This is a genomic window from Acinetobacter sp. YH12249, from assembly GCF_013417475.1.
In the GTDB taxonomy this organism is placed as follows: domain Bacteria; phylum Pseudomonadota; class Gammaproteobacteria; order Pseudomonadales; family Moraxellaceae; genus Acinetobacter.
Genome location: NZ_VPDX01000011.1, coordinates 58,408 through 85,292, shown reverse-complemented (window position 1 = coordinate 85,292; position 26,885 = coordinate 58,408). Strand labels below are relative to the sequence as shown.

Genomic DNA, 26,885 nt, shown 5'->3' with positions numbered 1-26,885 from the left:
ATTCAGACACAAATCTGGATTGCGATGATCGCCTATTTATTGGTGAGTTTCGCTCAACATTTAGGAAAAACAGGTTGGACAGTTCAACGTTTACTCAGAATAATTCAAGTGAATTTGTTTGAAAGAAGAACTTTAAAAGCTTTATTTTCACCCGATAAAATACCCATAAAACAAGAGGAAGCTCAAATGAGCTTCCTCTTGTGAAAAATTGTGGGACAGCAGTGAGCCGAAGCTTCCTTTTTTATGACCTATAAGACAAACTCAAACTTAATGAGCATTGTTGCCTTCTTGCGCCATTTTTTCATCAATTTCAGCCGGATTTGCTAATGCATAGTTCAGCTTGTCCATATCTAACTGACCGACCCATTTTGCTACAACCAGAGTTGCCAAAGAGTTACCGACCAGATTGGTCAAGGCACGGGCTTCAGACATGAAGCGATCAATACCGAGAATCAAGGCCAGACCTGCAACCGGAATATTACCTACAGCCGCTAAGGTTGCTGCCATCACGATAAAGCCTGAACCAGTTACACCCGCTGCACCTTTAGAAGAAATGAGCAATACGAGAAGCAAGGTAATCTGGTGAGACAAATCAAGTTGCGTATTGGTCGCCTGTGCAATGAAGATTGCCGCCATTGTCAGGTAAATCGAAGTACCATCCAGGTTAAACGAATAACCTGTTGGAATGACCAGACCCACCACTGACTTTTCAGCACCTGCCAGCTCCAGTTTTTTCAGCATACGTGGCAATACAGATTCAGACGATGAAGTACCGAGTACAATCAACAGCTCTTCACGAATCAGGCGAATCATCTTGACAATGCTAAAGCCGGTAAAGCGTGCAATTGAACCCAGCACAATAAAGATAAACAGCAAACAGGTGATATAGAAACAGATGATCAACTGGGCCAATTGCGCCAGAGAACCGATCCCATATTTACCGATCGTGAAAGCCATCGCACCGAACGCACCAATAGGTGCAAGTTTCATGATCATGTTCACGATGTTAAAGAACACATGTGAAATCTGATCTACCAGTTTAAGAACTGGCTTACCTTGTGCACCCAGTTTGTGTAATGCAAAACCGAACAGGATCGCAAATAAAAGGACTTGCAGGATTTCACCTTCAGCAAATGCACCAACCACCGTATTTGGAATGATATTCATAAAGAAATCAACGGTAGACTGAGAAGCACCCGACTCTACATATTTAGAAATCCCGGCCGTGTCCAGCGATGCCGGATCAACATTCATCCCAACGCCTGGCTTGGCAATATTAATCACCAGAAGACCAATGATCAGCGCCATTGTTGATACGATTTCGAAGTAAAGTAGCGCGACACCACCAGTTTTACCGACTGATTTCATGCTCTCCATACCTGCGATACCGCTAACCACGGTACAGAAAATCACAGGTGCGATGATCATTTTAATTAAACGGATAAATGCATCACCTAGCGGCTTCAGTTGTTCGCCCAGACCTGGAACATATTGTTCTGCACCATTAATGATTTGTGTACCACTTGGCGAGAAATGTCCGACGAGGATACCCGCAATAATGGCTACAATCACTTGAAAATAAAGCGACTTATAAATTGGTTTTTTAGCCATAACCTTACTTCACGATATACTTCTAACCAGAAGCAATATTCAGTTTTCACTTATTTTTAAAAAACAAGCGTCCAATACTTCATTGTCTGAAACAAAAAAGTGCCTATGTATCAAAAAATTAATCTGATACTGAAATTAGAATGTGTATGTACATTTAACAATCACAGGAACACCGATCTTTAAGAAAAGTCAGTGCATTGATCAGGAGATAAAGCAAACACAAGAATTGCGTGAAATTTTAACCGCTTTTTAGACTTTTGTTTAACCCGAAATGTTAAATTTGCCTAAATACTAAACAATACCTCTTAGACTATAGTCTTATAAAACTCTAATAATTCTGCAAAATAAGAAGGTGAAATACCAATATCAGCGTAAAATATGCCAATACTTGATGAACATGATTGATCTATGCCCATGACCACAAAGCGAAATATTTATAAAGATGCCGAACATCCTTTTGCCCAGTTTATTCGTATTATTGGCAAGGGAAAAAATGGTGCACGTTCTTTAAGCTATGAAGAAGCCTATCAGGCTTTTAGCATGATCCTGAAAAATGAAGTACTGGACGTACAACTGGGCGCTTTTCTGATGCTATTACGCGTCAAAGAAGAATCCGTTGATGAACTCGCAGGCTTTGTGCAAGCGACCCGGGACCAACTGAATTTTAAGGCGCTTGATGTTGATCTGGACTGGTCATCTTATGCAGGTAAACGCAAACATTATCCTTGGTTCATTCTGGCTGCGCTTACCCTTGCTAAGCATGGCTATAATATCGTGATGCATGGTGCTTCAGGTCATACCTTGAATCGGGTCTATACCGAACAGGTACTTAACTACTTAGGCTATCCGATCTGCCAAAATGATGTTGAGGTGGAACAGCAGCTTAAAGACAAACATTTTGCTTACCTGCCATTGGAGGTGATCTCTCCAATTCTGGCTGAGTTGATCGGGCTACGTAATGTCATGGGCTTACGCTCTCCGATTCATACGCTGGCACGCCTGATTAATCCATTTAATGCCAAAGCGACTTTACAAGCCATTTTCCACCCTGCTTATCGTAGTTCACATCAGCAGTCCGCTTACAAGTTAGGCTATCAAAATAGTGCAGTCATTAAAGGTGAAGGTGGTGAGTTCGAACGTAACCCGGATGCCAAAACTTTAATCTGTGGAATTAAGAATGGCGAACTTTATGAGCACGAATTACCAAAACTGACTGACAACCGTAGTCCGATTGAAGAAGAGCTGGATCTAGCTGTGTTTAAGCAAGTATGGGAAGGTCAACGCTCACATGAATATGGGGAAATCGCAGTGGTTGAAACTATGGGCATTGCACTGTATACCATGGGCGAATATGACAGCTATGAAGCGGCGATGCAAAAAGCCAGAGAACTCTGGAATAGCCGTCTTTCAGTTTGATCAAACCAAAAAACAGACATTAAAAAAGACCACATCTGTGGTCTTTTTTTCGGTTTCGATTAAACGAAACGGATCGGTTTAAATTCCGGCTCATTTTTGTGATGATCATCATCACATTGTTCGCCTTCTTCTTTAGTGCCACGATCGATATAACCGCTACGTTCGGTTTCTGGCAGGTTTTTCATTTCCCAGGCATAGACAGCCTGCATACAGGTCTGACGCTGCTCCTGAGTCAGTGCTACACCATTTGGCCACTTGCCAATTTCAATGGCTGTTCTTAAGCGTTCTACAATCTCAGGATTGAGTACGGCAAGCATTTGTTCAATATTCATATTTAATCCTGCTTAAGATAGTCGAAGTCCTGATTCCAGCCCAGTTTGGTTCGACATGCATTATAGAAGTCATAACCTGGCGGATGCAGAAGATTCAGTTTAAAGGGATGCTTACGAATATGGACGCTATCGCCAACATTCAAAGACACACTGTGTTGTCCATCCGCACTCACCATCGGCAGTACGCGATTTTCACGAATCATCAGTTTAATTTCACTATGCCCTCCGACCACAATCGGACGTGAAGACAAGGTATGCGGATGCATCGGCACCAGCACAATTGCATCCATACTTGGATGCACAATCGGCCCACCACCGGAAAGCGCATAGGCTGTTGAACCGGTCGGTGTAGATACAATCAGACCATCACTATGCTGGCGATAGACATATTGTCCATCAATATTCAGCTCGAAATCAATCATGTGTACCGATTTACCGGAGTGCAAGACCACATCATTCAGGGCAATCGCATCATAGATGATTTCACCTTTGGAGCGAACTTCCATTTCCAGCAAGAAACGGCGTTCTGCCTGAAAATCACCTTTTAATACCTGATCCAGTTTAAAGATGACTTCAGTTGGCTTGATATCTGTCAGGAAGCCCAAACGACCACGGTTCACCCCGATCACTGGCGTATTGTATTTTACCAATGCCCGCGCTGCATGTAACAGTGAACCATCCCCACCTACCACAATGACTAGATCAACCACTTCACCCAACAAGGCGCGGCTAACTGTTTGGGTATTCTGATAAGGAACCAGTTCAGCTGTATCTGCATCAAAAACAGGATGTAGACCTAAATTGAGCAGATGATCGTGGATCAGGCATAAGGTTTCAACCACTGAAGATTTATCCGGGCGTCCAATCAACCCGATATTTCGAAATGTCTTGTGGGAAATTTGCACCAGTGTCGTCGCTCCGCTTCGAATCCTGCTTATCATAACATTAAGCTTGAATAGGATGACAATTTATAACATGACAAAGCTGTGCAGGATTGAATTGAAATAGATTGAAATTAAGGAGAAAATGTGAAGTTTAATTTTAATTTTAATCTCAATAATTGATTAAATATTGCAAAATAATGAAAAGCTTCGCATGATTAGCACAATTTCACAGGGTCTTATCGTCATTTATGAAATCTGAACGAGGTATGGGGTTCATTGCCTTAATCTTCTCCATTCTAGTCATTTCTGCATTTGTAGCATTTAGTATCTATTTGATTAAATTAGATAATATTGTGCGTGAAAAATTTGAAGGTCAACGCTGGGATATTCCGGCCAAGGTTTTCGCACGCCCGATGGAAGTGTATGTAAATGCCCCGGTCAGCCAGCAGGATTTCCAACAAGAATTAAAATTACTGGGTTATAAAGGTTCGGACAGCTATACCAAATCGGGCAGCTTTGTCAGCACTGGCAATACCATGTATGTGCATACCCGTGGCTTTGATTTTGGCGATCGCGTTGAACCTGAACAGGTATTGAAAGTCAGCTTTGATGGCGATCAGATTGCTGAAGTAAGTGCGACCAAACCCTCTTCTAGCGGGATTGCCCGTCTGGAACCTTTATTGATTGGCGGTATTTACCCGCAGCATAATGAAGACCGTGTGCTGATTAAGCTCAATAAAGTGCCTAAACCGTTAATTGACGCATTAATTGCCACTGAAGACCGTAATTTCTACAATCACCATGGTGTATCTCCACGCGGGATTGCACGTGCAGTGGTAAGTAATATTACTGGTGGTAAACGTCAAGGTGGTTCAACCCTCACCCAGCAGCTGGTCAAGAATTTCTACTTAACACCAGAACGCACCTTAAAACGTAAGGTGAATGAAGCCTTTATGGCAATGCTGATTGAATTGCATTATGGCAAAGATGAGATTCTGGAAGCCTATTTAAATGAAGTGAATCTGGGCCAAAATGGCAACTATTCCGTAAATGGTTATGGTCTGGCTTCACAATTTTATTTTGGCTTGCCGTTACGTGAACTGAATATTTCTCAACAGGCCTTTTTAGTCGGTCTGGTACAAGGTCCAAGCCTGTATAACCCATGGCGTAATCCTGAACTTGCGAAAAAACGTCGTGATGTGGTTCTAAATAATATGCTGGTAATGGGTAATCTGACCCAAGATCAGTATGAAACAGAAACTGCCCGTCCGCTGAACGTCATTTCCAAACCAACTTTAGGCCCTGCTCGCTTCCCGGATTTTCTGGACATCGTTCGCCGTCAGTTGCGTACCGAATATCAGGAAACTGATTTAACCAACCAGGGTCTGCGTATTTTCACAACCTTAGATCCATTGGCACAAACCCGAATTCAAGACAGCTTTAAGGAAAGTGTAGCCCGTTTAAGCAAAGCCAATCCAGGCCGTCTAAAAGATTTGCAGGGCGCTGTTCTGGTCGCACACCCTGAAAATGGCGAACTGGTTGCAGCGGTAGGTTCTACCCAGGACTTTACCGGTTTTAACCGTGCTTTAGATGCCAAGCGTCAGGTGGGTTCATTACTCAAACCGGTGATTTATCTGACAGCGCTAGAATCGAATCGTTATCACTGGGCCAGTCCAATTGAAGACAGTCAGATCACCATTCAAAGTGATGGCAAACCCTGGACACCGAAAAACTATAGTGGTAGCGCACATGGTGTAGTACCGATGTCTCTTGCCCTGTCACAATCCTATAACCTGTCTGCGGTACGTTTAGCACAGGAATTTGGCCTGTCGACCTTTATTAACCATCTGCAAAAATTCGGTGTGACTTCTGACATTCCTTCTTATCCATCTATTTATTTAGGTGCAGTAGATATGTCACCGATGGAAGTGATGAATATTTACGGTAACTTCGCAACAGGTGGCTTTAAATATCCGGTGAAATCGATTCGTTCTGTAGTCGATGCGAATGGCCGCTCGCTTGAACGTTACAGCTTAAGTGTTCAGCCGACGATTGATCCAGCATCAGCCTATGCTCTGAATTATGGTTTACAACAGGTCATGTCGAGTGGTACTGGTCGTTCTGCCTATAACAGTTTGCCACGCAACCTGAATCTGGCGGGTAAATCGGGTACGACAAACGATACCCGTGATTCATGGTTTGCAGGTTATTCTGGCAACTATATGACAGTGGTCTGGTTAGGTCTGGATGACAACAAAGTCACTGGATTAACCGGTTCTTCAGGTGCACTTCCGGTCTGGACCAATGTCATGAAACAGCTGCATCAGAAGCCGGTGAATCTGGCTCAGCCTAATGAAATTGAATGGCACTGGCTGGACCGTTATACAGGTAAACTGACTGCCCAAGGCTGTGATGGTGCCATGTATATTCCGATTTCACGTCATGCCTTGCCTAATCAGGCAACTGCTTGTGGCATCTCGCATTACGCCACTGAACCTTATACGATTGATTCAGAACCTTCACCAGAAGATGAGGAAGATGATGATCTCAGTCGTTATATACAAGAAAGTGAAACAGAAATAGAACGCGAAGTTGCTAAACAAACCCGTATTATCGCGAGTGGAAGTTATAGCCAATAATTGAGTCTATGTTTATGTTAAGAAAATTGATTCCTGGTCTGCTCATCCTCGGTCTGGTGGGCTGCCAAAGCATGTCGGAGCCAGAACAGCCTGCGGCTCCTACTAAACCTCCGGTTCAGCAGAAACCAAAATCCTCTACACCTGATGGTGTAGTGATTACGCCCTATGATCGACCGGAGATTAAACGTCAGAAGATTGTGATCCCTGAGCAAAAGCCTCAGGCACAAAAGTTTGATGATGGACGTAACTTACCTGCATTTAAAAAATTGATGCAGCAAACTCAGCAGGCCTATAGCAAGCAACAATATAATCAAGCTGAAACTTCTGCAGTACAAGCTCAGCGTTTGGCGCCCCAAGCTTCAGAAACTTATCTGTATCTTGGCTTGATCGCAAACCGTAAAAACCAGCCGGCCCGTGCAGATGCTTTCGCCTTACGTGGTTTGAGCTATGCGCAGACCAATGCAATGAAAAAGCAGCTCTGGCAGGTGCGCCTGAAAGCAGCTCAACTGCAAAAAAACACCAAAGCCATTCAGCAAGCTCAGCAGGCCTTAAAGAAATTTTAAGGCCCTGGCGTGAGCCCGGTTATTTATAATAAGTTTCTGACTTAAACATAACGGATCCCTGCAATCCCATAAGCATGCTGGTTTTGAGCATGGTCTAGATCTTCAGCTTTTATACCGCCTAAGGCAAATACAGGAATCTGTACCTGTTCAGCCATCTGTTTAAATTTTTCCCAGCCTAAAGCTGCGGTATCAGGATGTGTTTCTGTTGCCAGTACCGGGCTGAGTAAAGCTGCTTCACAGCCTATGTTTTCTGCATGTTTTAATGCTTCCAGATCGTGACAGGCTGCAAGATAACGATAGCCACCAGCTAACTCCCCTTTTTGCAGTTGCATCAATTGAGACTGTTTCAGGTGAAGCGTACGAATGGTTTGCTGCTGCAATTCATTCAATTGTGACCAAAGTTCCTGATTAATGATCAATCTGGATAACTGATCGACTGGAATCTGCTGTAACTGGCTAATGTGTTCAGGGCTGGCCATTACTCGCCAATACAGCATCTGGTCTGTTTCCAGATTATTCAGGTGACTCAAGTCTTCAGAAATTTTGATCTTTCTCGGCCATTGCAGCTTTTGAATCATGGCCTGATTGGCTTTAGGAAAATTTAGTTCACTGAGTTCATCCCGGCTATACCAGCGCCAAGGCTGCTTGATTCCAGCTAATTGTTCTGGCTGAACCGAAGCATGGAAAATATGCAGATTGACGATGACATCTTCATATTCATGCGAAATAAAATCAAAAGCCTGCCATTGTTCGATGTTAATTCCGACTTCTTCAATCACTTCACGTCGACATGCCTCTATAGGCAATTCGCCCTGTTCTACTTTTCCGCCTGGAAACTCATATTTATTGCCCTGATGCTGTTTAGCTTCACGCCAACCGACCAGAACCTGAGTTTGATGAAATAAAATAGCGATTGCGACATGAATTGTGGTTTTAGACATAATGTTCTGAACTATTGAAGTTTTACAGATTGTAAGCAAATTAGAGTTTTTTATAAATGCAGCAATTATTCGTTGACAGATCTATTCGATAATGATTATCATTTAAATCAATCCAAAACACACCACGGAGTCGACGGAATGAACGCACCATTTAGCCTATTTACCCGCAATAATGATACTCAGCATGCGCTACCGATGTTGCATTCGAACAATTTATTTGCGCTAGGACGAGAAATCCGGATCATGCATGCGGGTGAAGAATACCGTCTACGTTTGACTCGTAACAATCGTCTCATCCTGACTAAGTAATTTAAATACTCCAAAAATAATAAACGTGGGAACAGGCAGTATGAATCAGCGCATACTGCTTTTTTTAATTGCTATATCTAATATCTTTATTCTTCAGATTGAAAAATTAATGAAACTTTAAGCCCACCCAAAACTGACGGCGCATAATCAATCTTGGCCGTATGTAACTGCATAATCTTTTGACAAATCGACAATCCCAAACCTGAACCTTGTGTTCGCGTGCCCAAGGCGCGGTAAAAACGCTCACCTAAACGTTGAACAACTTCTTCCTGAATTCCCTCTCCCGAATTTTCAATCATAAGTTGTAGATTCTGACCTTCAACTATCGTCCTGATTTCGACCTGTCCCTGCATCGGCGTATAACGAATGGCATTATCAACCAGATTGCGGATACAGCTAAAAATCAGCTCTGCATTTGCTTCAATCACTGCATCTTCAAGTTTTAAGTTCCAGTGGATCTCTTTTTCCTGAGCAAAAGGTTGTAAAGCTTGTAAGACCTCCTGAACCAATACTTTAAGATTCACCTGCTGTTTGGGCAACTGCTCTGCATGTTCTGGATCAAGCCGAGCCAATAGCAGTAAGTTTTCCAGAATCTGCGTACCACGGTTGACGTCATTCTGAATCATCTGTAACGCTTGCCTAAGTTGAGCATCTTCCTGATATTTACGTTTCAGCACCTGTAAACGCATTTGAATGGCAGACAATGGGGAACGCAACTCATGTGAAGCATCGGCAGTAAAACGTTGCTCGGCAGCCAATGACTTTTCCAGCCTGCTCAACATGGCATTCAGCTGACGGATAATCGGTTGCAATTCAGTAATCTCAGGATCAGGACTTTGAACCGGAGTGAGATCCTGTGCAGATTTAGAACCGATTTCTCGGGAAATTTTATTTAAAGGTCTTAATTGCCGCTTAATGGCAAAACGTAAAATCAGCCACTGTAATATCCATAGGATAAATAAAATCCCGGCGAAACCTAAAGTCGTTTGCCAAAGCTCATCAAAGCGTACCGAAAGCGGTTGTACCACTTTCACTTTCAAGTCTTGATCTTCAGCAATCAGGATGCGAATAAAATGACCATTTTCATAATCAAAGTGAAATCCATTTTTCTGTGCAAGTGGTATCTCATTAATCAGTTCATCATCAATTGAAGTTGTCAGTACTTGCTGATTCAGTAGTAAGGCATATTGAATATCAAACTGCTCACTGATTTCATCAACCTGCGTATTTTTGGCCTGGTTCACATCTCCTAAAAGTAACTCTGAAATTTCCTCCATCAGGTCATCATGCAAATCAATCGCCTGATAGCTGGAAATTCCCAATAACAGCAGCCACGCCAGAAATCCTGCCAGTATGGAACTGAACATGGCATGTTGAATCAGCCGGCTTTGCAGGGAAATGGGTGCCTTCATATGGAGGCCTCGGGTTTATGCATCCGGTAGCCCAAGCCACGAATGGTTTTAATCATCTGACTGCCAATTTTTTTACGTAGCTGATAAATAAAGACTTCAATCGCATTGCTTTCGATTTCATCTCCCCAGGCATAGAGTGATTCTTCCAGCTGTTCTCGGGTAATGATATGTTCTGGTTTTTGCATCAGCTTATATAAAATCTGGAATTCTTTTGCAGTCAGATTAATGCTCTGCCCCGCCTTCATTACAGTCTTGGCTTGGGTGTCCAGACTAAGATCCTGCCATTGCAGGACATGATTTGGCATTTGCTGTTTTTGTCTGAGCTGGGCACGCACGCGAGCGGAAAGTTCTTCCAGACTGAAAGGTTTTACCAGATAATCATTGGCCCCCAGATCGAGTCCTGCAACCCGATCATGAATACTGTCCTTGGCGGTGATAAATATAACGGGCGTATCTTTCTGTTTATTGCGCAAGCTTTTAAGAATGTCATCTCCAGTTGCATTCGGCAGGCCACGATCCAGCAAAATACAGTCATACTGATGCTGTTCAATCGCCAGAATGGCATGATCCCCACGATCAACCCGATCAATTACATAACCGTCCATTTCCAGCCAAGTTTGAATACTTTCCGCCTGAGATTCATCATCCTCTGCCAAAAGAATACGCATGTTATGCTCCGCTTATTTTATCTTTCTATCATGCCTTGAAAAAGTTCCAGACTCAAAAAAACCACATGCTTTTTGGTAACTTGCATGTGGTTTTTTGTTGCTGTCTTCAGATTCAGTTCAGGAAATCCTGCTGAAATTAGAACTGAACTTGGTCGACATCAATTTCAACACGTTTCGCAGGTTTATAGTCAATGTCCACTTCACCAATGATTACCACAGGTGTTTTAGCTGATACTGGTTTACCTTGCCAAAGTTCATCATCAATTTCGACAGTGATGGTGCCAGTATTATCGCGGAACTGGTATTTTTCATCACCGACAGCTTTTACCACATAACCTTTCAGCTGAACCTTGCTGTCATCTTTCATGGTCAATGCTTGCTTAACTGTAGTCGTTTTAGCAAATGCAGCCTGATTCACCGCAGTTTCACTACTCGCAACTGCGACAGTCCCAATTGAACCCATTAATGCTGCTGCTAAAACAGTATTCATCATCATTTTCATTGCAGTTACCTCTTTTTAAAGTCTTGCCCTGTTTCGATAATGCTATTAAAACAGCCGAAGATGAATTGAATCTTAAGATCGCTTCATCTTTAGAATTAATTTAATGGCACAACTCTTAAAACCTCTTCAAGCGTGGTGACCCCTTCCAGAATCTTGCGAGCACCGGCAATCCGTAAAGGTTCTACCCCTTCTTTTTTTGCCTGCTGACGTAACTGATTCAGGTTAGCATCCGCTCCGATCAATTGCTTGGTGGTCAGGCTAAGCGGCATAAACTCATAAATCCCGATTCGGCCTTTATAACCGGTATGGCGACACTCTTCACAACCGACTGCTTTAAAAACAAATTCCGGACGTGGTAAAGGATAGTCCACTGCCAGATGTTGCCATTCCTGCTCATCCAGAAAACTCTCCTGCTTGCAGTGTGGGCATAGCTTACGCACCAGACGTTGGGCCAGAACCCCCAGGATAGTCGCTGCTGTTAAAAATGGTTGTACGCCCAGATCATGCAAACGGGTCAGACTCGACGGCGCATCATTGGTATGCAAGGTAGAAAGTACCAAGTGACCGGTTAATGCTGCCTGAATCGCCATATTGGCCGTATCTTGGTCACGAATCTCGCCGACCATAATAATGTCAGGATCCTGACGCATCAGTGCACGTACACCATCTGCAAAGCCCAGTTCAATTCCGTTATTGACCTGCATCTGGTTAAAGCTTGGTTCCAGCATCTCGATCGGATCTTCAATCGTGCAGACATTCACCTGCTCAGTCGCAAGCTGCTTTAAAGTGGAATACAGTGTGGTGGTTTTACCAGAACCGGTCGGTCCGGTGACCAGAATAATACCGTGACTATGGCTGGTCAGATTATTCCAGTCATTGAGCAGATGCCCTTCGAAACCGAGCTGCTGAAAACTTCTGACCAGAACTTCTGGGTCAAATATACGCATTACCAGCTTTTCACCAAATGCGGTGGGTAAGGTCGATAAACGCAGTTCTGTTTCCTGCCCTTTTGGAGTCCGAGTTTTTAAACGACCATCCTGTGGTTTACGTTTTTCTGCCACATTCATCCGGCCCAGAATCTTGATTCGGGAAATAACTGCGGTCAAGGTATTGGCTGGCATGTTATAGATGGTATGCAATACTCCATCAATCCGGAAACGGATCTTGCCGGTGTCTTTGCGCGGTTCCATATGAATATCACTGGCACCCTGCTCAAAGGCAAATTGCAGCACCCAGTCTACCAGTTTCACGATATGCTGGTCATTGGCATCCGGATTCTGTGAATCACCTAGTTGCAGTAAGGCTTCTACGCCTTTATTTTCCCTGTCATAAGCAGATGATTTTTGCGAGCCACTGACTGCACGACTCACCTGATAATACTCAACAATATAACGCTGAAGCTGTTCCGGATTAAGCAATACTCGTTCAATTTTTTTCGGTGCAATATTCTGTTCGAGATTAGATACCCATTCATTTTTATAAGGCTGATCTGTGGCGATCAGAACTTTATCTGGTTGAATTTCTACTGCCAGAATACGGTTACGCAATGCATATTCTTGTGACATGACATTGGTCAAGGCCTGCACATCAGCTTTGAGCGGATCGATGATATAGAACATTAAACCAGTTTTTTCTGCCAACCACTGACATAAACGGTTGAGTGTCAAAGTACTTTGAGGATGGGACTGATCAACCAGACTAAAGTGCGCGATCCATTGCAAGGGATGCCATTTTATTTGTTCACGTTGACGATGTGTGGTCTGAACTCGCATCCGGTCACGTTCAGTTATTTTTCCGTCTTTTAAAAGCTGATCCAAACACCAGCCTGTATCAATTTCAAAATCAAATTTCATGATCGATGGTCCCCAAAACTGCCTCCACTATAACAAGTTTTTCCTGTTTTTCGCATTCCATCGCGACTTCCAAACTTAAAAGCAATATTGTTTCTCATAAATGATAAACACATCACATGGGTTTTAGGTCATAACCTTTTTCTGCTTGTCGATGTGTCAATTTTTCGCCTATATTTCAATCAGGATATCTTATTCAATCGCTGAGACCGGGTATGGATTTAAACGTAGTTCCCTTAAATGAAAGTAGTTCCTTTCATGAGCTGCTTACCCTCCTGACCGCCGCCTTAGGATGTGGCTTATTGATTGGTCTGGAACGTGAAAGGCATAAACAGCGTGAAGAACAGGCCAGTTTTGCCGGGCTACGCTCTTTTGCGATCTGTGCTTTATTAGGCGCATTGTGCTTTTTATTCGGAATGGCAATGGGCCTAGCTGGTGCACTCATTATTGGCGGTATTGTCATTTTTTCTATTAGAAACCAGATAGAAGATCCGGGGATTACCACCGAATTGGCCTTTATCATGACCTATTTTATTGGGGCGATTTGTTTATGGAATATTCCTCTGGCTGCAGGACTAGCAGTTCTGATCACGATAATTTTAATGGCCAAACACTCTATGCATAATATTGCCGGACAGTGGATTACTGAGGCTGAATTTAGGGATGGATTACTATTATTAGCCTTGATTCTGATTGGTTTACCGCTAACCCCTGACCGGCCTTTATGGGGTGAAGTGCTGAACCCTTATCTGATTTTAAAATTAGTAACTCTAATACTGGTAGTTCAAGCTTTGGCACATATCGCTAAACGTTTCTTTTCAACTAAAAATGCTTTGATGCTGTCTTCAATTGCTTCAGGTTTTGTTTCCAGTACCGCAACTATTGCTCAACTGGGGATACAGGTGCGCAAAGGTGAAATGGATGCAAAATCCAATGCTGGCGCTGCCCTGATGTCATGCATTTCGACATTAGTTCTATTGTTTATTGTAGTAGGAGGCGTTTCCTGGGATTGGCTAAAAATTCTGCTCCTCCCTTCATTGGTCGCTATGCTTATTCTGGCTGCATGTGCATTTGTATTATTACATAAAGCTGAACCTGCTAAAAATCAGGAGTCTCCAGAATCTTCTGATAGTAAAATGTTTAGTCTCAAAGAAGCTGTGATTATCACTGCTGCATTAACCCTGATTCAGGCTGGAGTTTACGGTCTGGAAATATTACTGGGCAATGCTGGTCTTCTTGCTGGTACTTTATTTGCATCCTTATTTGAAATTCATGCCGCAATGGCAAGCGTGGTCATTCAAGGAGATCCATCCAATACCCGGCTGATCTATGCCCTGCTTTTGGGGCTGGGCGCACATGCTGTAGCCAAGTCAGTCAATGCTGCTGTAACAGGTGGTTTCAAATTTTCCCTATACTTTGCGCCAGTACAGATTTTGCATATGGCGGTGTTGATTGGTATTTTGTGGTGGATGGTATTTTGATTGTTAAGTATATTTAAATAGTTAATTTTTATATATTTTGCAAATTTAATTTTTATATTTATTCGCTATAATTAGTCTGCTTTATTTTAAAAAACAATTTTATTACTACGATTTTTTATAGGGATTTTTATGAAATTTAAGAATTTATCACTCGCAATTTTTAGTGCATTCATGCTAAGTGCTTGTGGTGGGGGCTCCTCTTCTTCTGATTCAAACCCTGGAACTGGAACTGGAACTGGAACTGGAACTGGAACTGGAACTGGAACTGGAACTGGAACTGGAAATACTACCCTTACAAAACCTGACTTCCAACAATGGTCATCATTCTATATTGATGAATATTCCGACTCGGATCTAAATTATGAAATTGAACAGCTAACCTTTGATCAAGGGAATATCTATATAAAAGTAGACGAAACAACAGGCTGGGATGAAAGTGAAACTTTCTATCTAACTGAAAATGGATTATATGATCACGGTTCTACACATGCGACCTATGGCAAATTGCAAGGGACTATTACGGCTAATGCAACCACCTGGAAGCAAGTTCCATATTCTCCAATTAATTCCACAGGATTAAGCAGTACACTTACATTCAAGGTCTTTGATATTAGTGGTAAAAATATTGCTCAAGTCCTCAGTCCAGAGCATTATGTCAATTTAAAATATAATTTACTCGATACCTACCCTATGGGAGAAAAAGGGGAAGATTTTTATCGAGTACTTTCTAATTCAATATTCCCTACCGGATCTACTTGTATTCAATTTCAAACTATTGATAACTCACAAAAATATATTGAGCTATATAAATATTCACTTGAAGATTATGTACAAGATTATTTGAAACTTGAATGGGCTGATATTTCAAAAGATAGTAAATATGCCAAACATACTTTCAAGGATGCTATAGCATATCTAGATCTTAGAGAAGATCAGCAATGGGGACTAGCTGAATATAAGAGCAAATATTATGAAGTTAATTATCATCCAGCTGGAGAAGAATATAATATTAAAAATATTTTAGCCGCATCTAAAGCACTGGTTAATTCAGCATCTGCTCAGGACAAACCAGCTCTACAGGAGTATGCAACTTTACAAGAGAATGCATGCACTTTATTTAATAATATTGCATCTGAAGAATTAAGAAAGCAAATTAAAAAATACTCATAATAACGTGATATAAAGTACTTCGAGTGCTTTATATTCATATTAAATAGGGACTCCAATTTAGTTGAGGTTCCTATTTTTAAATCAGTATTTCATTTTAAAAATTCAAAAAATTAACTGATCGACTACAATATCAGCTAAAGTAACTTTAAATTTCACATCCAAGTCCGCAAACTTCATTCCATAAACCCGGTTCTCATCATCCTGATATGCCGGTCTAGGATCGAGAGACAAGACAGCTTCAAGTTCTTCTAGCAATTGAGCAGATATTGTTCCTTTTTCTAATAATAATTTTTTTTGCTGTTCAGCGTCCTTACTCCACATCACGGACTTACGTGATGGTTCATCTTGCGCGTAGCCACTTTGCGCTTCAGGTACTGCATCCGAATATTGAATATAGGGTTTAATGTCTATAATCGGCGTTCCATCTAACAGGTCACTTCCTGTGACATAAACCCGGACATTTTTACCGACTTTTTCGACACGATTTAATTTCACGACTGATAAACCAATGGGTGCAGGACGGTACATACTACGTGTAGCAAATACACCTATTTTCTTGTTACCACCTAAACGGGGTGGACGAACCTGCGGACGAAATTGCTGGCTCTGCTGATTTTTATTATCATGAAACTCCCAGACTAACCAGAGATGACTAAACTCTTCGATACCTTCAAATGCGAGTAAATCATTATATGGGCCGGTCATTTCAACATAGCTTTCAACCTGTACCAAATTAGGTTGACGCGGGATGCCAAACTTTTCTTTATAGGGAGAATGCATATAGCCAATAATCGGCAGAGTGAGTTCGGTCATAATCACTTTTTTTGATAAGCTCAATTAAATATATTCAGTTTATAGAGAATGAATTTAGATTAGAATAGCAACCTGTTCTAATTTGATAACTTATTGAGACCTTTAATGGCTGCTTTTAACGTCGAAAAGATTACTCACGTCCACCATTGGAATGACACTTTATTCTCTTTTAAAACGACTCGTGACACTGCATTACGTTTTAAAAACGGTCAGTTTGTGATGATCGGTCTTGAAGTCAATGGCAAGCCTTTAATGCGTGCATATTCAATTGCAAGTGCGAACTATGAAGAAGAGCTAGAGTTTTTCTCTATTAAAGTTCCAGATGGCCCTCTTACTTCTATTCTGCAAAAAGTTAAAGTTGGCGACGAAATCTTGGTTTCTAAAAAGCCTACAGGCACGCTGGTTCTTGATGACTTAAACCCAGGTAAAAACTTGTATCTTCTTTCTTCGGGTACTGGTCTTGCACCTTTCCTTTCTGTAATCCGTGATCCAGAAACCTATGAACGTTTTGAAAAAATCATCGTCGTTCACGGTACACGTTTCATTTCAGAACTGGCTTATCAAGATTTGATTCTTAACGAAATTCCAAACCACGAATTCTTTGGTGAATTGGGTGCTAAAGAAAAATTAGTGTATTACCCAACTGTTACTCGTGAAGAGTTCCATACGCAAGGTCGTGTAACCACTGCGATTGAATCTGGTCAATTATTCGAGAAAATCGGACTACCCCGTTTCAATCCTGAAACTGACCGTGCAATGCTCTGTGGTTCTCCTGCATTCCTGGACGACGTTGCTGCACTGCTAGATCAACACGGTCTGAAAGAATCTCCACGTATGGGTGTTCTGGGCGATTACGTGATTGAACGTGCATTCGTAGAAAAATAATCTGCAAAAATTCTTTTGCAATCCTAAAACGCATGCTTAAAGCATGCGTTTTTTATATCCAGTAAGTCTTAATCTGAAAGAATTAACCCAAGCTATTCTTTACTTAAAATTTCTTATAATTAGCGTATTTATAAAAATTTAATTACTTAAAACAGTAAAATAAATGATAAATATCAATACTCACATTATATTTTTTAGTCAAAAAATCTTCTTAAATGTTAGAATATGTAACTGTAATTGATTTCTCATGAGGATTTATCCTCGCTAAAGACTTAGTTACATAAACTCTGTAAACTTTTAATTCGATCTGTTTTGATCCCATTCTCCTGTTTCACCGTTTATGCAACCAAGCCGTTTTTTATAGGCAAGGTATGAGCACTGAACAACCCTCCTCTATCGAGCGTACAGGGTCTAAAGTCTATCGATATTTTGTTGTCGTACTGACTTTACTTGTTGCGCTGTACTTGATCATTCAAGGCGCTAAATTACTCAGCCTCGGTGGTACAAGCTATTATCTCATTGCAGGGATTGCCTATGTTGCAATCGCCATTTTATATGCGATGAAAAAAGCCTTTGGTTTCTGGCTTTCTATTGTTACTTTTATTGCAACCCTCCTCTGGTCTATTGCTGAAGTTCAAGGTTTGAGCTTCTGGCAATATATCCCACGTCTGGTGGTTCCAACTATTCTGTTTGTCCTCAGCATGTGGGCAAGCAAAAGCCTGCCAGCACTCAATGCTGCAAAAATCAAAGCTGCCAATCTTGTTGGCTTTGCCGGTTTCTTTGCCTGTGTCGCAGCCCTGATTGCTGCGTTCTTCCCACACGGCAAAATCCTCAATCCTGTTGATATCGTACAAGACCCTGCACTGGCTAAACCGAATGCAGAAAACCCAGACAACTGGGAATATTTCGGTCGTAATGGTAACGGTACCCGCTTTGCACCGTACACTGACATTACCCCTGAAAATGTCAAAGATCTAAAAGTGGCTTGGACTTATCACACTGGTCGTGATACTTCTGCCGGTGTCGATGAAAATACACCAATTCAAATTGGTAGTACTTTATATTCATGTACACCGACTAACATCATTTCAGCAATTGATGGTGACAGTGGTAAAGCACTTTGGAAATATGATCCACATGCAAAAACTGCAGAGCATATCACTTGCCGTGGTGTTGGTTACTATGATGCAACTAAAGACAAATCTTTAACTGCAGCAGACTTACAAGCACCGGGTATTAAAGCTTGTCCACAACGTATCCTGACTTCTACTGTTGATGGCCGTTTAATTGCCTTAAATGCCAAAACTGGTGCTTTATGTCCAGAATTTGGTGTGAATGGTCAAGTCGATGTCTTGCATGACATGGGCCCAACTGAACAAAGTAAACGTTATCACCCAACCTCGACCCCACTGATTGCGGGTCATGTCGCTGTATTAGGCGGTTGGGTACGTGATATTGTGCATGGTGAGCCTTCTGGTGTTGTCCGTGCTTATGACGTTCGTACTGGTAAATTGGCTTGGGCTTGGGATGTCGGTAATCCTGAACTGGTTGGTGAACCTAAAGATGGCAAAGGCTTTACTTTAGAAACACCAAACATGTGGACCATCCCGACTTATGACAAAGACCTGAATCTGGTTTACTTGCCTACAGGTAATGGTCCTCCTGACTACTGGGGCGGCGACCGTAACGGAGCCAAAGAAAAATTTGGTTCTGCAATTGTTGCGGTAAATGCTTTGACTGGTAAAACTGTTTGGTCTTATCAAACTGTTCACCATGATGTTTGGGATTATGACTTGCCGTCACAACCTGTTCTTTATGACATGACCGATGATCATGGCAAAAAAGTTCCAGCGTTGATTCAAACTACCAAAATGGGTCAAATCTTCGTTCTTGACCGCCGTACTGGTAAACCAGTGACTAAAGTTAAAGAACGCCCAGTCGACACCAATGGTGCTGAAGGTGAAAAACTTTCTCCTACCCAACCATTCTCTGTTGGCATGCCACAAATTGGTAATGCAACATTGACTGAACAGGATATGTGGGGCATCTCAACCTTTGACCAACTGGCTTGTCGTATCGACTTTAAGGACTCTGTCTATAACGGTCTTTACACTGCACCAGGTGAAAAACCATATATCGAATGGCCTAGTCTGCTTGGTGGCTTCAACTGGGGTGGTATCTCCATTGATGAGTCCACTGGCATGATGTACATCAACGATATGCGTATGCCACTGCGTATGTCATTGGTACGTAAAGAAGATATGAGCAAATACCATATCTCAACTGACGAAGTACCAGGATTCATGGGTACCGTACGTCCACAATTGGCTGGTCCTTATGCGGGTGTGAAAATTGACATCATGCAGTCTAAACTGGGTGTTCCTTGTAACAAACCACCATTTGGTACCATGACTGCCATCGACTTAAAATCTAAAAAAGTCGTTTGGGAAGTACCAATGGGTACAGCCAAAGAATTGGGTCCATTAGGTGTTAAAACCCATATGCCAATTCCTTTAGGTATGCCTACACTGGGTGGTCCTACTTCAACCGCTTCTGGTCTGGTGTTCTTCGCAGGTACTCAGGATTATTACCTACGTGCGCTGGATTCAAAAACTGGTAAAGAAGTGTGGAAAGCTGAGCTTCCTGTTGCTGCTGTTGCTGCACCGCTGATTTATAAATCTCCAAAAACTGGCAAACAATATGTTGTGATTTCTGCAGGTGGTGCAAGCCATTCTAAAGATGTTGGCGACTATATTATTGCCTTTGCTTTACCTGATCAAAAATAATTTTTTGATGAATAAGGAAAAAACCGAAGCTTAGGCTTCGGTTTTTTATTGCAATCGTCATTAAAAATTAACGATCGCGACCTTCCTGATTTGCAGAACCTGAACAGCCTGCACCACCACCGATAATAAAACCGCTTTCTGCTTTGCATGAACCGATCATACGGCCATGTGAGTCAAATGTAGTCACTGTTGATGCACAACCAGTTAGTACGATAGTCGCTGCTAATGCAATAAGTGCTGATAATTTCATGATATTCCCCTCTATGATTTATGGTGCTAAATGAATCTGATTTTGACTTGGTGGTACTGGCAATAAACCTGTTTTAGCATCCACCGTATTGTAGTTCACACCAATTGCATTGCCTGATCCATTACAATGAGCACTAGCAGTTGAAAGCAGACCACGTGTAGCTTTACATGATCCAATCACCTGACCAGATGCGTCATAAGTGACGACCATAGAACTACAGCCAGTCATCAGTACAATAGTTGAAAGTGAAAATAGTTTTATGAAGCTCATTGCTCCCCCTCAAAAACACTAAAAAATTTAAATTGTTTAGTTATATGAATCTTTTCTAAATTTCGCGCATGATTCTTCCTAAATTTATCGCATTTGTAAAGCTTTATTTTTCATCTATTTTTTAGACTTAAGGCTAATAAAAAGCTGCCTGATCAGCAGCTTTTTCATAATTAAATTTAATATTAAGGATCAGACTGACTCATGCTTCAATACTCGTTCAGCTAGAGCCTGTTTCACCACATGATATCCAGCGCTTAAGCCTAGACTTGCCATAATGAATGCCACAATAACATCTGGCCATAGACTGCCAGTGCCAAAGACTCCCACTGCTGCAAAAATGACGGCCACATTGCCGATTGCATCATTACGGCTGCACAACCAGACTGATTTCATATTGGCATCGCCATCCCGGAAAGCATATAAAATTATGGCTGTGACAACGTTTGCGATTAAGGCCAATACCCCGATGATCCCCATCGTAATGGCTTCAGGTGGAATACCTTGCATAAAGGCATAAATTACTTTGCCAATGACGACCAGACCAAATACTGCCATGGTCAATCCTTTAATCAGAGCAACTGTTGCACGCCAATACAGACTTGCACCAATCACCGCCAGAGAAATACCATAATTAACAGCATCTCCAAAAAAATCTAGCGCATCTGCCCATAACGCTGATGAATGTGCATAAGCACCGCCGATCAGCTCCACACCAAATAAGGTCAGGTTAATCAATAATGCAATCCATAAAGCTGTTCTAAATTTGCTATTAGGTTTGGGCGGCGCAGGTTCATGACTACAACTACAGGCCATATTATTCTCCGATGATTTTTTATCCTGAATGCGATAAAGTCATTAGAAACTATGGAGTGACTCCAAGGTCAAGCCTGAGGTATTTATGTCACATTATTTGATTTCTGATATAGCCAAGAAAACTGATTTAAGCACTGATACCATTCGATTTTATGAGAAAAGAGGTTTGATTCAGCCGAATTTTCGAGCAAGTAACCAGTATCGTTATTATGGCGACGAGGCCTTAAAACGCTTGATTTTTATCAAACGCTGTCGTGCTTTAGGCATGTCTTTAAAAGAAATTGAATACCTGATTCAGCTGGAACAGAATCCTGAACAGGATTGCTGTGAAGTTAACCAGATGATTGATCAGCACCTTATAGATATTTCAAATAAAATTAAAGAATTACAATTATTTAAACAGCAGTTAATGACGCTTCGCGAAAGCTGTAATACCCCAACCACGATTAATCATTGCCAGATTTTAAAAACACTGGAATCTATTGAAAATAGCTGAAATATTTATGGATATTTTAAATCGTTTACTGTTTATCTTTTAACTTGAAATTGAGTTAAATTATGCCAATTCCGAGTTATTTACTAGGTTGAATCCTGATTTCAGATGACTAGAATAAAGACGTACTTTTTATATGTCTTTCGATTTCATCATGAGCATTTCTCACGTTACCGAACTTCTCTCACCTGCTGGCTCACTGAAAAATATGCGCTATGCCTTTGCTTATGGTGCAGATGCAGTCTATGCCGGCCAGCCGCGTTATAGCTTGCGTGTTCGTAATAATGAATTTGACCATGACAATCTGGCTATTGGCATCAAAGAAGCGCATAAGCTTGGGAAAAAATTCTATGTCGTGGTGAATATTCAGCCACATAACTCCAAACTGAAAAATTTTATTCGTGACCTTGAACCAGTCGTGGCAATGCAGCCAGATGCGCTGATCATGTCCGATCCTGGTCTGATCATGCTGGTGCGTGAGCATTTCCCGCACATGGACATTCACCTGTCTGTACAGGCCAATGCTGTGAACTGGGCAACTGTAAAGTTCTGGAAGAATATGGGACTTACTCGCGTAATTTTGTCACGTGAACTGTCCATCGAAGAAATCGAAGAAATCAAACAGCAAGTTCCAGATATCGAAATCGAAGTGTTCGTACATGGTGCGTTGTGCATGGCCTACTCTGGCCGCTGCATGCTGTCTGGCTATATGAACAAACGCGATGCCAATCAGGGTGCCTGTACCAATGCTTGCCGCTGGGAATACAAGGTACTTGAAGCTAAAGAAGATGAAACGGGCGATGTGATCCCGGTTAAAAATATTGATTCCGGCCGTTGTTCAAAAGATGCTGATGAGTCACATATGCAAGTACAACATCAGTTTGATGAACCCGTGTTATTGCAACGTAATGACGAAGATATGTTTGCTGCTGAAGAAGATGAGCACGGCACTTATTTTATGAATTCCAAAGACCTGCGTGCTGTACAGCATGTGGAACGCCTGACCAAGATTGGCGTACACTCCCTGAAAATTGAAGGTCGGACCAAATCTTATTTCTATTGTGCGCGTACTGCGCAGATTTACCGTAAAGCCATTGATGATGCGCTTGCTGGTAAGCCATTCGACCCTTCATTGATGACTCAATTAGAAGGTCTGGCGAATCGTGGTTATACCGAAGGCTTCCTACGCCGTCATGTACATAGTGAATATCAAAACTATGAAAATGGTTCATCGAGTTTCGATCATCAGCAGTTCTGTGGGGAAGTATTAGAGCGTAATGGTGACTATATCAAGATTGATGTGAAAAACCGTTTTGTCGTTGGTGACTCACTAGAGCTGATGACCACTAAAGGCAACATCACTTTTACCTTAACTGAGATCAAAGACCGTCAAGGCAATCTGATTGAAGATGCTAAAGGTTCAGGTCATATCGTTGAAATTCCAATACCAGCAGATGTCGATATGCAGTATGCCCTGCTGATCCGTAATCTGCCATCATCATCTGTAGACATTTCAGCCTCTTCATTGGCTTATCAGGCGAGTTAAAAAATGGCGCTCTTGATTACCGATAAATGTATCAACTGTGATATGTGCTTACCGGAATGCCCAAATGAAGCAATTTATGAGGGCGAGAAGTTTTATGAAATTGATGTCAATCGTTGTACCGAGTGTGTGGGTTTCTATGATCATCAAACCTGTATTGCCGTCTGTCCGATTGAATGCATTGTGCCGCATCCCGAGCATCGGGAAACGCAAGAACAGTTAATGGAGAAATTTAAAGGTTTGAATCTGTTCAAAGCTTGAATGATGCATGAAGTCTGAAGACTTCATCTAAGAACAACCTTGGGGAAAGATAAAAATAAGGGTTGAAAACAAAAACTGTCCAGAGGAAAGGAACAGCTAAAAGCGATTGGGGACGCTTTTGGCTGATCTAACAATAACTAAAAAAAGGAACCCGGGTGTTAGCATCCTGAGTTCCTATAAAGCGAAAATAATAATAGGTGTTTGAGATTAAGCACCTGGAATGTGGGGATTCCAGGTGCTCTTTTTTTTACTGACCAGAGCGAATGATGTAATCAAAGGCAGATAATGATGCTTTGGCACCTTCACCAGTCGCGATGATGATCTGTTTGTAAGGAACAGTGGTACAGTCACCTGCAGCAAACACACCTTTGACATTGGTTTCATTGCGCTCGTTAATCACAATCTCGCCACGTGGAGTTAATTCCACTTTGGTTGATTTCAAGAAATCAGTGTTTGGTAACAAGCCGATCTGAACGAAGATCCCTGCAAGTTCTACTGTGTGCTCTTCATCAGTTGCACGGTCTTTGTATTTCAACGCTGTGACTTGTGAACCATCACCGATCACTTCGGTAGAAAGTGCATTTTTGATCACAGTCGTATTTGGCAAGCTGTTCAGTTTGTCCTGCAATACCTGATCCGCACGAAGTTTAGTATCGAACTCAACCAGCGTTACATGCTCAACAATACCTGCAAGGTCAATCGCAGCTTCTACACCGGAGTTACCACCACCAATTACCGCTACACGTTTACCTTTGAACAATGGACCGTCACAGTGTGGGCAGTACGCTACACCACGAGTTTTGTATTCTGCTTCACCCGGAACGTTCATCTCTCTCCAGCGTGCACCGGTAGACAGAATGACTGTTTTAGATTCAAGTTTCGCACCATTTTCTAAAGTCACTTCTACCAGACCATTGGCTGTACTATCTGCACCTTTGATGTCAGAAACACGTTGCAGGTTCATGATATCAACACCGTATTCACGAACGTGTGCTTCCATCTCCGCAGCAAATTTCGGACCTTGAGTTTTTTGCACTGACGTATAGTTTTCGATGTCCATGGTATCCATCACCTGACCGCCCATACGTTCAGCCACGATGCCAGTTTTGATGCCTTTACGTGCTGCATAGATCGCTGCAGTATTCCCTGCAGGTCCACCACCAATCACTAGGATATCAAATGCATCTTTGGCATTCAGTTTTTCCGCGTCTTTGGCTGCGGCATTGGTATCCAGTTTGGCAATGATTTCTTCCAGCGTCATACGACCCTGACCGATATGTTCATTGTCCTGGAAGACCATCGGTACGGCCATGATTTTACGTTCTTCCACTTCGTCCTGGAAGAAAGCCCCATCAATCATGGTTGCTGTTGTACCCGGGTTATAGATAGCAATCAGGTTCAATGCCTGAACAACATCCGGACAGTTATGACAGCTGAGTGAGACAAATACATCAAAGTCAGATTTGATGCCCAAACCTTTAATCGATTCCAGAACTTCGGCAGAGACTTTTGGTGCATAGCCTGAAGTTTGCAGCAATGCCAGAATCAGGGAAGTAAACTCATGGCCCATCGGCAAGCCTGCGAAGAACACACGAGGCAGTTCACCGGCTTTTGCCACACCAAAGCTTGGTGCACGTTTGTTGGTACCGTCAAAACGGGCAGTCACTAAATCAGAAAGTTGCGCGATTTCCTCAACCAGTTCTTTGATTTTGGCTGATTTGTCAGAGCCATCCAGAGTTGCCACTAATTCAATCGGGCCCTCCAAACGTTCAAGTAGTGTTTTTAATTGAGCTGAAGTATTTTGATCTAACATTGCTAACGTCTCCAAGGGAGTAAATATTTATTCGATGAAGCTATATTAAGTGAATAACAAAAATAGGTAAAACAGTTTGTTTTTATCTTAATGATCGTTTTTATAGATCAAAAACCATCTCCTCATTTTATTTTTTATTATCGCTAGAATTTATGCCTTTTATCCCAAAGAAACCGAATATAGATTGGAAAATAAAAATGCTCCTTTTAAAGGAGCATTTTTAAGTTTAGAAGATTCGCTGTTCAATACGTAGCGAACGCCCCTTAATTGAATTAGCTAGTACAAATATGATTAAGCTAAGCAAGGCAAATAAGATGGCAATGCCAATAATGATGACATTGGTAATCTTGCTGACTTGTTCGGCTTGCTGGGCTTGACGATCTACACTTTGTGCCACAGGCGTTAGACTTTTGCCATAGACCTGTTGCTGCATGGTCCAGATCTGTTCCGGTTTAAATCCGTATTGTTCAAACTTGTTATCCTGCCGCTCTGCTTCAACTACTTGTGCGACATAAGGTCTGGCTGCGGATAGATCCACAGGCTTATGCAAGAGTGCAGTTTGGGCAAGTAAATAAGATTTCACCGGTGAAGCAATATCGGAATCAACCAGATAACGAGCCACTTCACTATCATTGATATTACTATCGTAATAGACCACTTGCTGATAAGCGTCTTCACGGTCATTTCTCAGGTCATATTGCCAATAAGTCAGTCCTGACCAGATCACGATAAAGGAAATCAGCCAGCCTACAAACTTCAATATGAAAGACTGAAAGCGCACATAGAAGAAGCGAAACTTCTTCAGCAATCCAACCAGAAAAAATGCACCAATAAAAGAGGCAAAGATTTTCAGAATCAGCCAGCCAAACCAGCTTAATAGAGCAAAGAAATAATCCGGACTATCCCCAATACTGGCCAGATTAGCATCGACACTGACTGGTAAATGCAGCTGTTGAAGCTGAGTACTCAGGCCAAAAAAGCCATAAACCATTTCCTGCTGAAAGAATAGACCTATCACGGATGCAATACAGACCGTAGAGGTGGTCAGTCCCAAAAGCATCAAATTACGTTGACGCTTTTTGAGTGCGACGACCCCTTGCTTGATTTCCTGAGGATTTACAGCATATTCATCTAAGGGCGGCAATCTCTACTCCTTTTTTTAGATCTTGGCCCTACTGCA

25 protein-coding genes and 1 pseudogene are annotated in these 26,885 nt (G+C 42.0%); 12 read left to right on the top strand and 14 right to left on the bottom strand.

Translation table 11 applies throughout. The annotated features are described in order from the left end of the window. Positions 1-204 (top strand): annotated as a pseudogene (locus FTV25_RS08375) (IS4 family transposase); the annotation flags it as partial. 63 nt (positions 205-267) lie between these two features. Here the strand turns inward: FTV25_RS08375 and FTV25_RS08370 are convergent. Further along, on the bottom strand, positions 268-1,611 hold the full coding sequence (locus tag FTV25_RS08370) for a dicarboxylate/amino acid:cation symporter (RefSeq protein WP_005236469.1): 1,344 nt from the start codon (positions 1,609-1,611) through the stop codon (positions 268-270). A 414-nt stretch (positions 1,612-2,025) separates the two neighbouring features. Here FTV25_RS08370 and FTV25_RS08365 point away from each other — a divergent pair, with 414 nt between their 5' ends. Continuing rightward, positions 2,026-3,027 (top strand): glycosyl transferase family protein, encoded by a 1,002-nt coding sequence (locus FTV25_RS08365; protein ID WP_166136025.1) that lies wholly within the window; start codon positions 2,026-2,028, stop codon positions 3,025-3,027. Positions 3,028-3,086: 59 nt separating this feature from the next. Here the strand turns inward: FTV25_RS08365 and FTV25_RS08360 are convergent, their stop codons facing one another. Beyond that, entirely contained in the window at positions 3,087-3,359 is a 273-nt protein-coding gene (locus FTV25_RS08360) for a YeaC family protein (protein WP_004784238.1), read from the bottom strand. A 2-nt stretch (positions 3,360-3,361) separates the two neighbouring features. Next, positions 3,362-4,300: an NAD(+) kinase gene (locus FTV25_RS08355; RefSeq protein ID WP_125279078.1), complete on the bottom strand. Its 939-nt coding sequence runs from the start codon at positions 4,298-4,300 to the stop codon at positions 3,362-3,364. A 191-nt stretch (positions 4,301-4,491) separates the two neighbouring features. Here FTV25_RS08355 and mrcB point away from each other — a divergent pair, with 191 nt between their 5' ends. Together mrcB and FTV25_RS08345 are read left to right on the top strand one after the other, a co-directional pair. Further along, positions 4,492-6,882: a penicillin-binding protein 1B gene (gene mrcB, locus FTV25_RS08350; RefSeq protein WP_180002870.1), complete on the top strand. Its 2,391-nt coding sequence runs from the start codon at positions 4,492-4,494 to the stop codon at positions 6,880-6,882. 14 nt (positions 6,883-6,896) lie between these two features. Continuing rightward, positions 6,897-7,445 carry a tetratricopeptide repeat protein gene (locus FTV25_RS08345; RefSeq protein WP_125279080.1) on the top strand — a complete coding sequence of 183 codons (549 nt, stop codon included), beginning with the start codon at positions 6,897-6,899 and terminating at the stop codon, positions 7,443-7,445. Positions 7,446-7,486: 41 nt separating this feature from the next. Here the strand turns inward: FTV25_RS08345 and FTV25_RS08340 are convergent, their stop codons facing one another. Next, positions 7,487-8,386, bottom strand: a complete 900-nt coding sequence (locus FTV25_RS08340) for an NUDIX domain-containing protein (RefSeq protein WP_180002868.1) — start codon at positions 8,384-8,386, stop codon at positions 7,487-7,489. Between the two features lie 138 nt (positions 8,387-8,524). Between FTV25_RS08340 and hemP the strand changes: the two genes are divergently transcribed. Beyond that, complete coding sequence (gene hemP / locus FTV25_RS08335; protein ID WP_004784247.1) at positions 8,525-8,695, top strand: hemin uptake protein HemP; 171 nt, start codon at positions 8,525-8,527, stop codon at positions 8,693-8,695. 86 nt (positions 8,696-8,781) lie between these two features. On the opposite strand, the gene FTV25_RS08330 is transcribed toward hemP, so the two are convergent. The 4 genes from FTV25_RS08330 to FTV25_RS08315 form a co-directional block, all read right to left on the bottom strand. Next, positions 8,782-10,107: a HAMP domain-containing sensor histidine kinase gene (locus tag FTV25_RS08330; RefSeq protein WP_180002865.1), complete on the bottom strand. Its 1,326-nt coding sequence runs from the start codon at positions 10,105-10,107 to the stop codon at positions 8,782-8,784. Then, the gene (locus FTV25_RS08325; protein ID WP_180002863.1) at positions 10,104-10,775 is read right to left on the bottom strand and encodes a response regulator transcription factor; all 672 of its coding nucleotides are present in this window, start codon (positions 10,773-10,775) and stop codon (positions 10,104-10,106) included. Before FTV25_RS08325 ends, FTV25_RS08330 begins: the two co-directional genes overlap by 4 nt. A gap of 136 nt (positions 10,776-10,911) precedes the next feature. Next, entirely contained in the window at positions 10,912-11,277 is a 366-nt protein-coding gene (locus tag FTV25_RS08320) for a NirD/YgiW/YdeI family stress tolerance protein (protein WP_034170733.1), read from the bottom strand. A gap of 95 nt (positions 11,278-11,372) precedes the next feature. Then, on the bottom strand, positions 11,373-13,130 hold the full coding sequence (locus FTV25_RS08315; protein ID WP_034703720.1) for a GspE/PulE family protein: 1,758 nt from the start codon (positions 13,128-13,130) through the stop codon (positions 11,373-11,375). Positions 13,131-13,342: 212 nt separating this feature from the next. On the opposite strand from FTV25_RS08315, the gene FTV25_RS08310 reads away from it, so the two are divergent. Continuing rightward, on the top strand, positions 13,343-14,608 hold the full coding sequence (locus tag FTV25_RS08310) for an MgtC/SapB family protein (protein ID WP_180002861.1): 1,266 nt from the start codon (positions 13,343-13,345) through the stop codon (positions 14,606-14,608). A 129-nt stretch (positions 14,609-14,737) separates the two neighbouring features. Further along, positions 14,738-15,778, top strand: coding sequence for a hypothetical protein (locus tag FTV25_RS08305; RefSeq protein WP_180002859.1), 1,041 nt, complete (start codon positions 14,738-14,740; stop codon positions 15,776-15,778). A 102-nt stretch (positions 15,779-15,880) separates the two neighbouring features. Here FTV25_RS08305 and tsaA read toward each other — a convergent pair whose 3' ends face one another. Continuing rightward, complete coding sequence (gene tsaA / locus FTV25_RS08300) at positions 15,881-16,591, bottom strand: tRNA (N6-threonylcarbamoyladenosine(37)-N6)-methyltransferase TrmO (RefSeq protein WP_180002857.1); 711 nt, start codon at positions 16,589-16,591, stop codon at positions 15,881-15,883. 105 nt (positions 16,592-16,696) lie between these two features. On the opposite strand from tsaA, the gene FTV25_RS08295 reads away from it, so the two are divergent. After that, a complete protein-coding gene (locus FTV25_RS08295) occupies positions 16,697-17,476 on the top strand; it encodes a ferredoxin--NADP reductase (RefSeq protein WP_005236496.1) in 780 nt (259 codons plus the stop codon). 371 nt (positions 17,477-17,847) lie between these two features. After that, entirely contained in the window at positions 17,848-20,262 is a 2,415-nt protein-coding gene (locus FTV25_RS08290) for a membrane-bound PQQ-dependent dehydrogenase, glucose/quinate/shikimate family (RefSeq protein WP_180002855.1), read from the top strand. A gap of 67 nt (positions 20,263-20,329) precedes the next feature. Here FTV25_RS08290 and FTV25_RS08285 read toward each other — a convergent pair whose 3' ends face one another. From FTV25_RS08285 to FTV25_RS08275, 3 genes are all read right to left on the bottom strand, one after another. Next, positions 20,330-20,512 (bottom strand): hypothetical protein, encoded by a 183-nt coding sequence (locus FTV25_RS08285; protein WP_005236502.1) that lies wholly within the window; start codon positions 20,510-20,512, stop codon positions 20,330-20,332. 18 nt (positions 20,513-20,530) lie between these two features. Further along, the gene (locus tag FTV25_RS08280; protein ID WP_180002853.1) at positions 20,531-20,782 is read right to left on the bottom strand and encodes a hypothetical protein; all 252 of its coding nucleotides are present in this window, start codon (positions 20,780-20,782) and stop codon (positions 20,531-20,533) included. 189 nt (positions 20,783-20,971) lie between these two features. Next, positions 20,972-21,595 carry a cation transporter gene (locus FTV25_RS08275; protein WP_179993298.1) on the bottom strand — a complete coding sequence of 208 codons (624 nt, stop codon included), beginning with the start codon at positions 21,593-21,595 and terminating at the stop codon, positions 20,972-20,974. 85 nt (positions 21,596-21,680) lie between these two features. Here FTV25_RS08275 and FTV25_RS08270 point away from each other — a divergent pair, with 85 nt between their 5' ends. The 3 genes from FTV25_RS08270 to FTV25_RS08260 all read left to right on the top strand — a co-directional run bounded on the left by FTV25_RS08270 (position 21,681) and on the right by FTV25_RS08260 (position 23,892). After that, positions 21,681-22,091 (top strand): Cd(II)/Pb(II)-responsive transcriptional regulator, encoded by a 411-nt coding sequence (locus tag FTV25_RS08270; protein WP_180002851.1) that lies wholly within the window; start codon positions 21,681-21,683, stop codon positions 22,089-22,091. A gap of 151 nt (positions 22,092-22,242) precedes the next feature. Further along, positions 22,243-23,634, top strand: coding sequence for a tRNA 5-hydroxyuridine modification protein YegQ (gene yegQ, locus FTV25_RS08265; RefSeq protein WP_373683625.1), 1,392 nt, complete (start codon positions 22,243-22,245; stop codon positions 23,632-23,634). Positions 23,635-23,637: 3 nt separating this feature from the next. Further along, a complete protein-coding gene (locus tag FTV25_RS08260; protein WP_159123203.1) occupies positions 23,638-23,892 on the top strand; it encodes a YfhL family 4Fe-4S dicluster ferredoxin in 255 nt (84 codons plus the stop codon). 247 nt (positions 23,893-24,139) lie between these two features. Here FTV25_RS08260 and ahpF read toward each other — a convergent pair whose 3' ends face one another. Continuing rightward, positions 24,140-25,705, bottom strand: coding sequence for an alkyl hydroperoxide reductase subunit F (ahpF, locus tag FTV25_RS08255; protein WP_180002847.1), 1,566 nt, complete (start codon positions 25,703-25,705; stop codon positions 24,140-24,142). A gap of 226 nt (positions 25,706-25,931) precedes the next feature. Further along, a complete protein-coding gene (locus FTV25_RS08250) occupies positions 25,932-26,849 on the bottom strand; it encodes a hypothetical protein (RefSeq protein WP_166135984.1) in 918 nt (305 codons plus the stop codon). Positions 26,850-26,885: the final 36 nt, after the last annotated feature.

Bases quoted from the DNA above. Each gene is read 5' to 3' on its own strand.
- FTV25_RS08370 (WP_005236469.1), bottom strand. From the start codon at position 1,611: ATGGCTAAAAAACCAATTTATAAGTCGCTTTATTTTCAAGTGATTGTA.
- FTV25_RS08365 (WP_166136025.1), top strand. From the start codon at position 2,026: ATGACCACAAAGCGAAATATTTATAAAGATGCCGAACATCCTTTTGCC.
- FTV25_RS08360 (WP_004784238.1), bottom strand. From the start codon at position 3,359: ATGAATATTGAACAAATGCTTGCCGTACTCAATCCTGAGATTGTAGAA.
- FTV25_RS08355 (WP_125279078.1), bottom strand. From the start codon at position 4,300: ATGATAAGCAGGATTCGAAGCGGAGCGACGACACTGGTGCAAATTTCC.
- mrcB (WP_180002870.1), top strand. From the start codon at position 4,492: ATGAAATCTGAACGAGGTATGGGGTTCATTGCCTTAATCTTCTCCATT.
- FTV25_RS08345 (WP_125279080.1), top strand. From the start codon at position 6,897: ATGTTAAGAAAATTGATTCCTGGTCTGCTCATCCTCGGTCTGGTGGGC.
- FTV25_RS08340 (WP_180002868.1), bottom strand. From the start codon at position 8,386: ATGTCTAAAACCACAATTCATGTCGCAATCGCTATTTTATTTCATCAA.
- hemP (WP_004784247.1), top strand. From the start codon at position 8,525: ATGAACGCACCATTTAGCCTATTTACCCGCAATAATGATACTCAGCAT.
- FTV25_RS08330 (WP_180002865.1), bottom strand. From the start codon at position 10,107: ATGAAGGCACCCATTTCCCTGCAAAGCCGGCTGATTCAACATGCCATG.
- FTV25_RS08325 (WP_180002863.1), bottom strand. From the start codon at position 10,775: ATGCGTATTCTTTTGGCAGAGGATGATGAATCTCAGGCGGAAAGTATT.
- FTV25_RS08320 (WP_034170733.1), bottom strand. From the start codon at position 11,277: ATGAAAATGATGATGAATACTGTTTTAGCAGCAGCATTAATGGGTTCA.
- FTV25_RS08315 (WP_034703720.1), bottom strand. From the start codon at position 13,130: ATGAAATTTGATTTTGAAATTGATACAGGCTGGTGTTTGGATCAGCTT.
- FTV25_RS08310 (WP_180002861.1), top strand. From the start codon at position 13,343: ATGGATTTAAACGTAGTTCCCTTAAATGAAAGTAGTTCCTTTCATGAG.
- FTV25_RS08305 (WP_180002859.1), top strand. From the start codon at position 14,738: ATGAAATTTAAGAATTTATCACTCGCAATTTTTAGTGCATTCATGCTA.
- tsaA (WP_180002857.1), bottom strand. From the start codon at position 16,591: ATGACCGAACTCACTCTGCCGATTATTGGCTATATGCATTCTCCCTAT.
- FTV25_RS08295 (WP_005236496.1), top strand. From the start codon at position 16,697: ATGGCTGCTTTTAACGTCGAAAAGATTACTCACGTCCACCATTGGAAT.
- FTV25_RS08290 (WP_180002855.1), top strand. From the start codon at position 17,848: ATGAGCACTGAACAACCCTCCTCTATCGAGCGTACAGGGTCTAAAGTC.
- FTV25_RS08285 (WP_005236502.1), bottom strand. From the start codon at position 20,512: ATGAAATTATCAGCACTTATTGCATTAGCAGCGACTATCGTACTAACT.
- FTV25_RS08280 (WP_180002853.1), bottom strand. From the start codon at position 20,782: ATGAGCTTCATAAAACTATTTTCACTTTCAACTATTGTACTGATGACT.
- FTV25_RS08275 (WP_179993298.1), bottom strand. From the start codon at position 21,595: ATGGCCTGTAGTTGTAGTCATGAACCTGCGCCGCCCAAACCTAATAGC.
- FTV25_RS08270 (WP_180002851.1), top strand. From the start codon at position 21,681: ATGTCACATTATTTGATTTCTGATATAGCCAAGAAAACTGATTTAAGC.
- yegQ (WP_373683625.1), top strand. From the start codon at position 22,243: ATGAGCATTTCTCACGTTACCGAACTTCTCTCACCTGCTGGCTCACTG.
- FTV25_RS08260 (WP_159123203.1), top strand. From the start codon at position 23,638: ATGGCGCTCTTGATTACCGATAAATGTATCAACTGTGATATGTGCTTA.
- ahpF (WP_180002847.1), bottom strand. From the start codon at position 25,705: ATGTTAGATCAAAATACTTCAGCTCAATTAAAAACACTACTTGAACGT.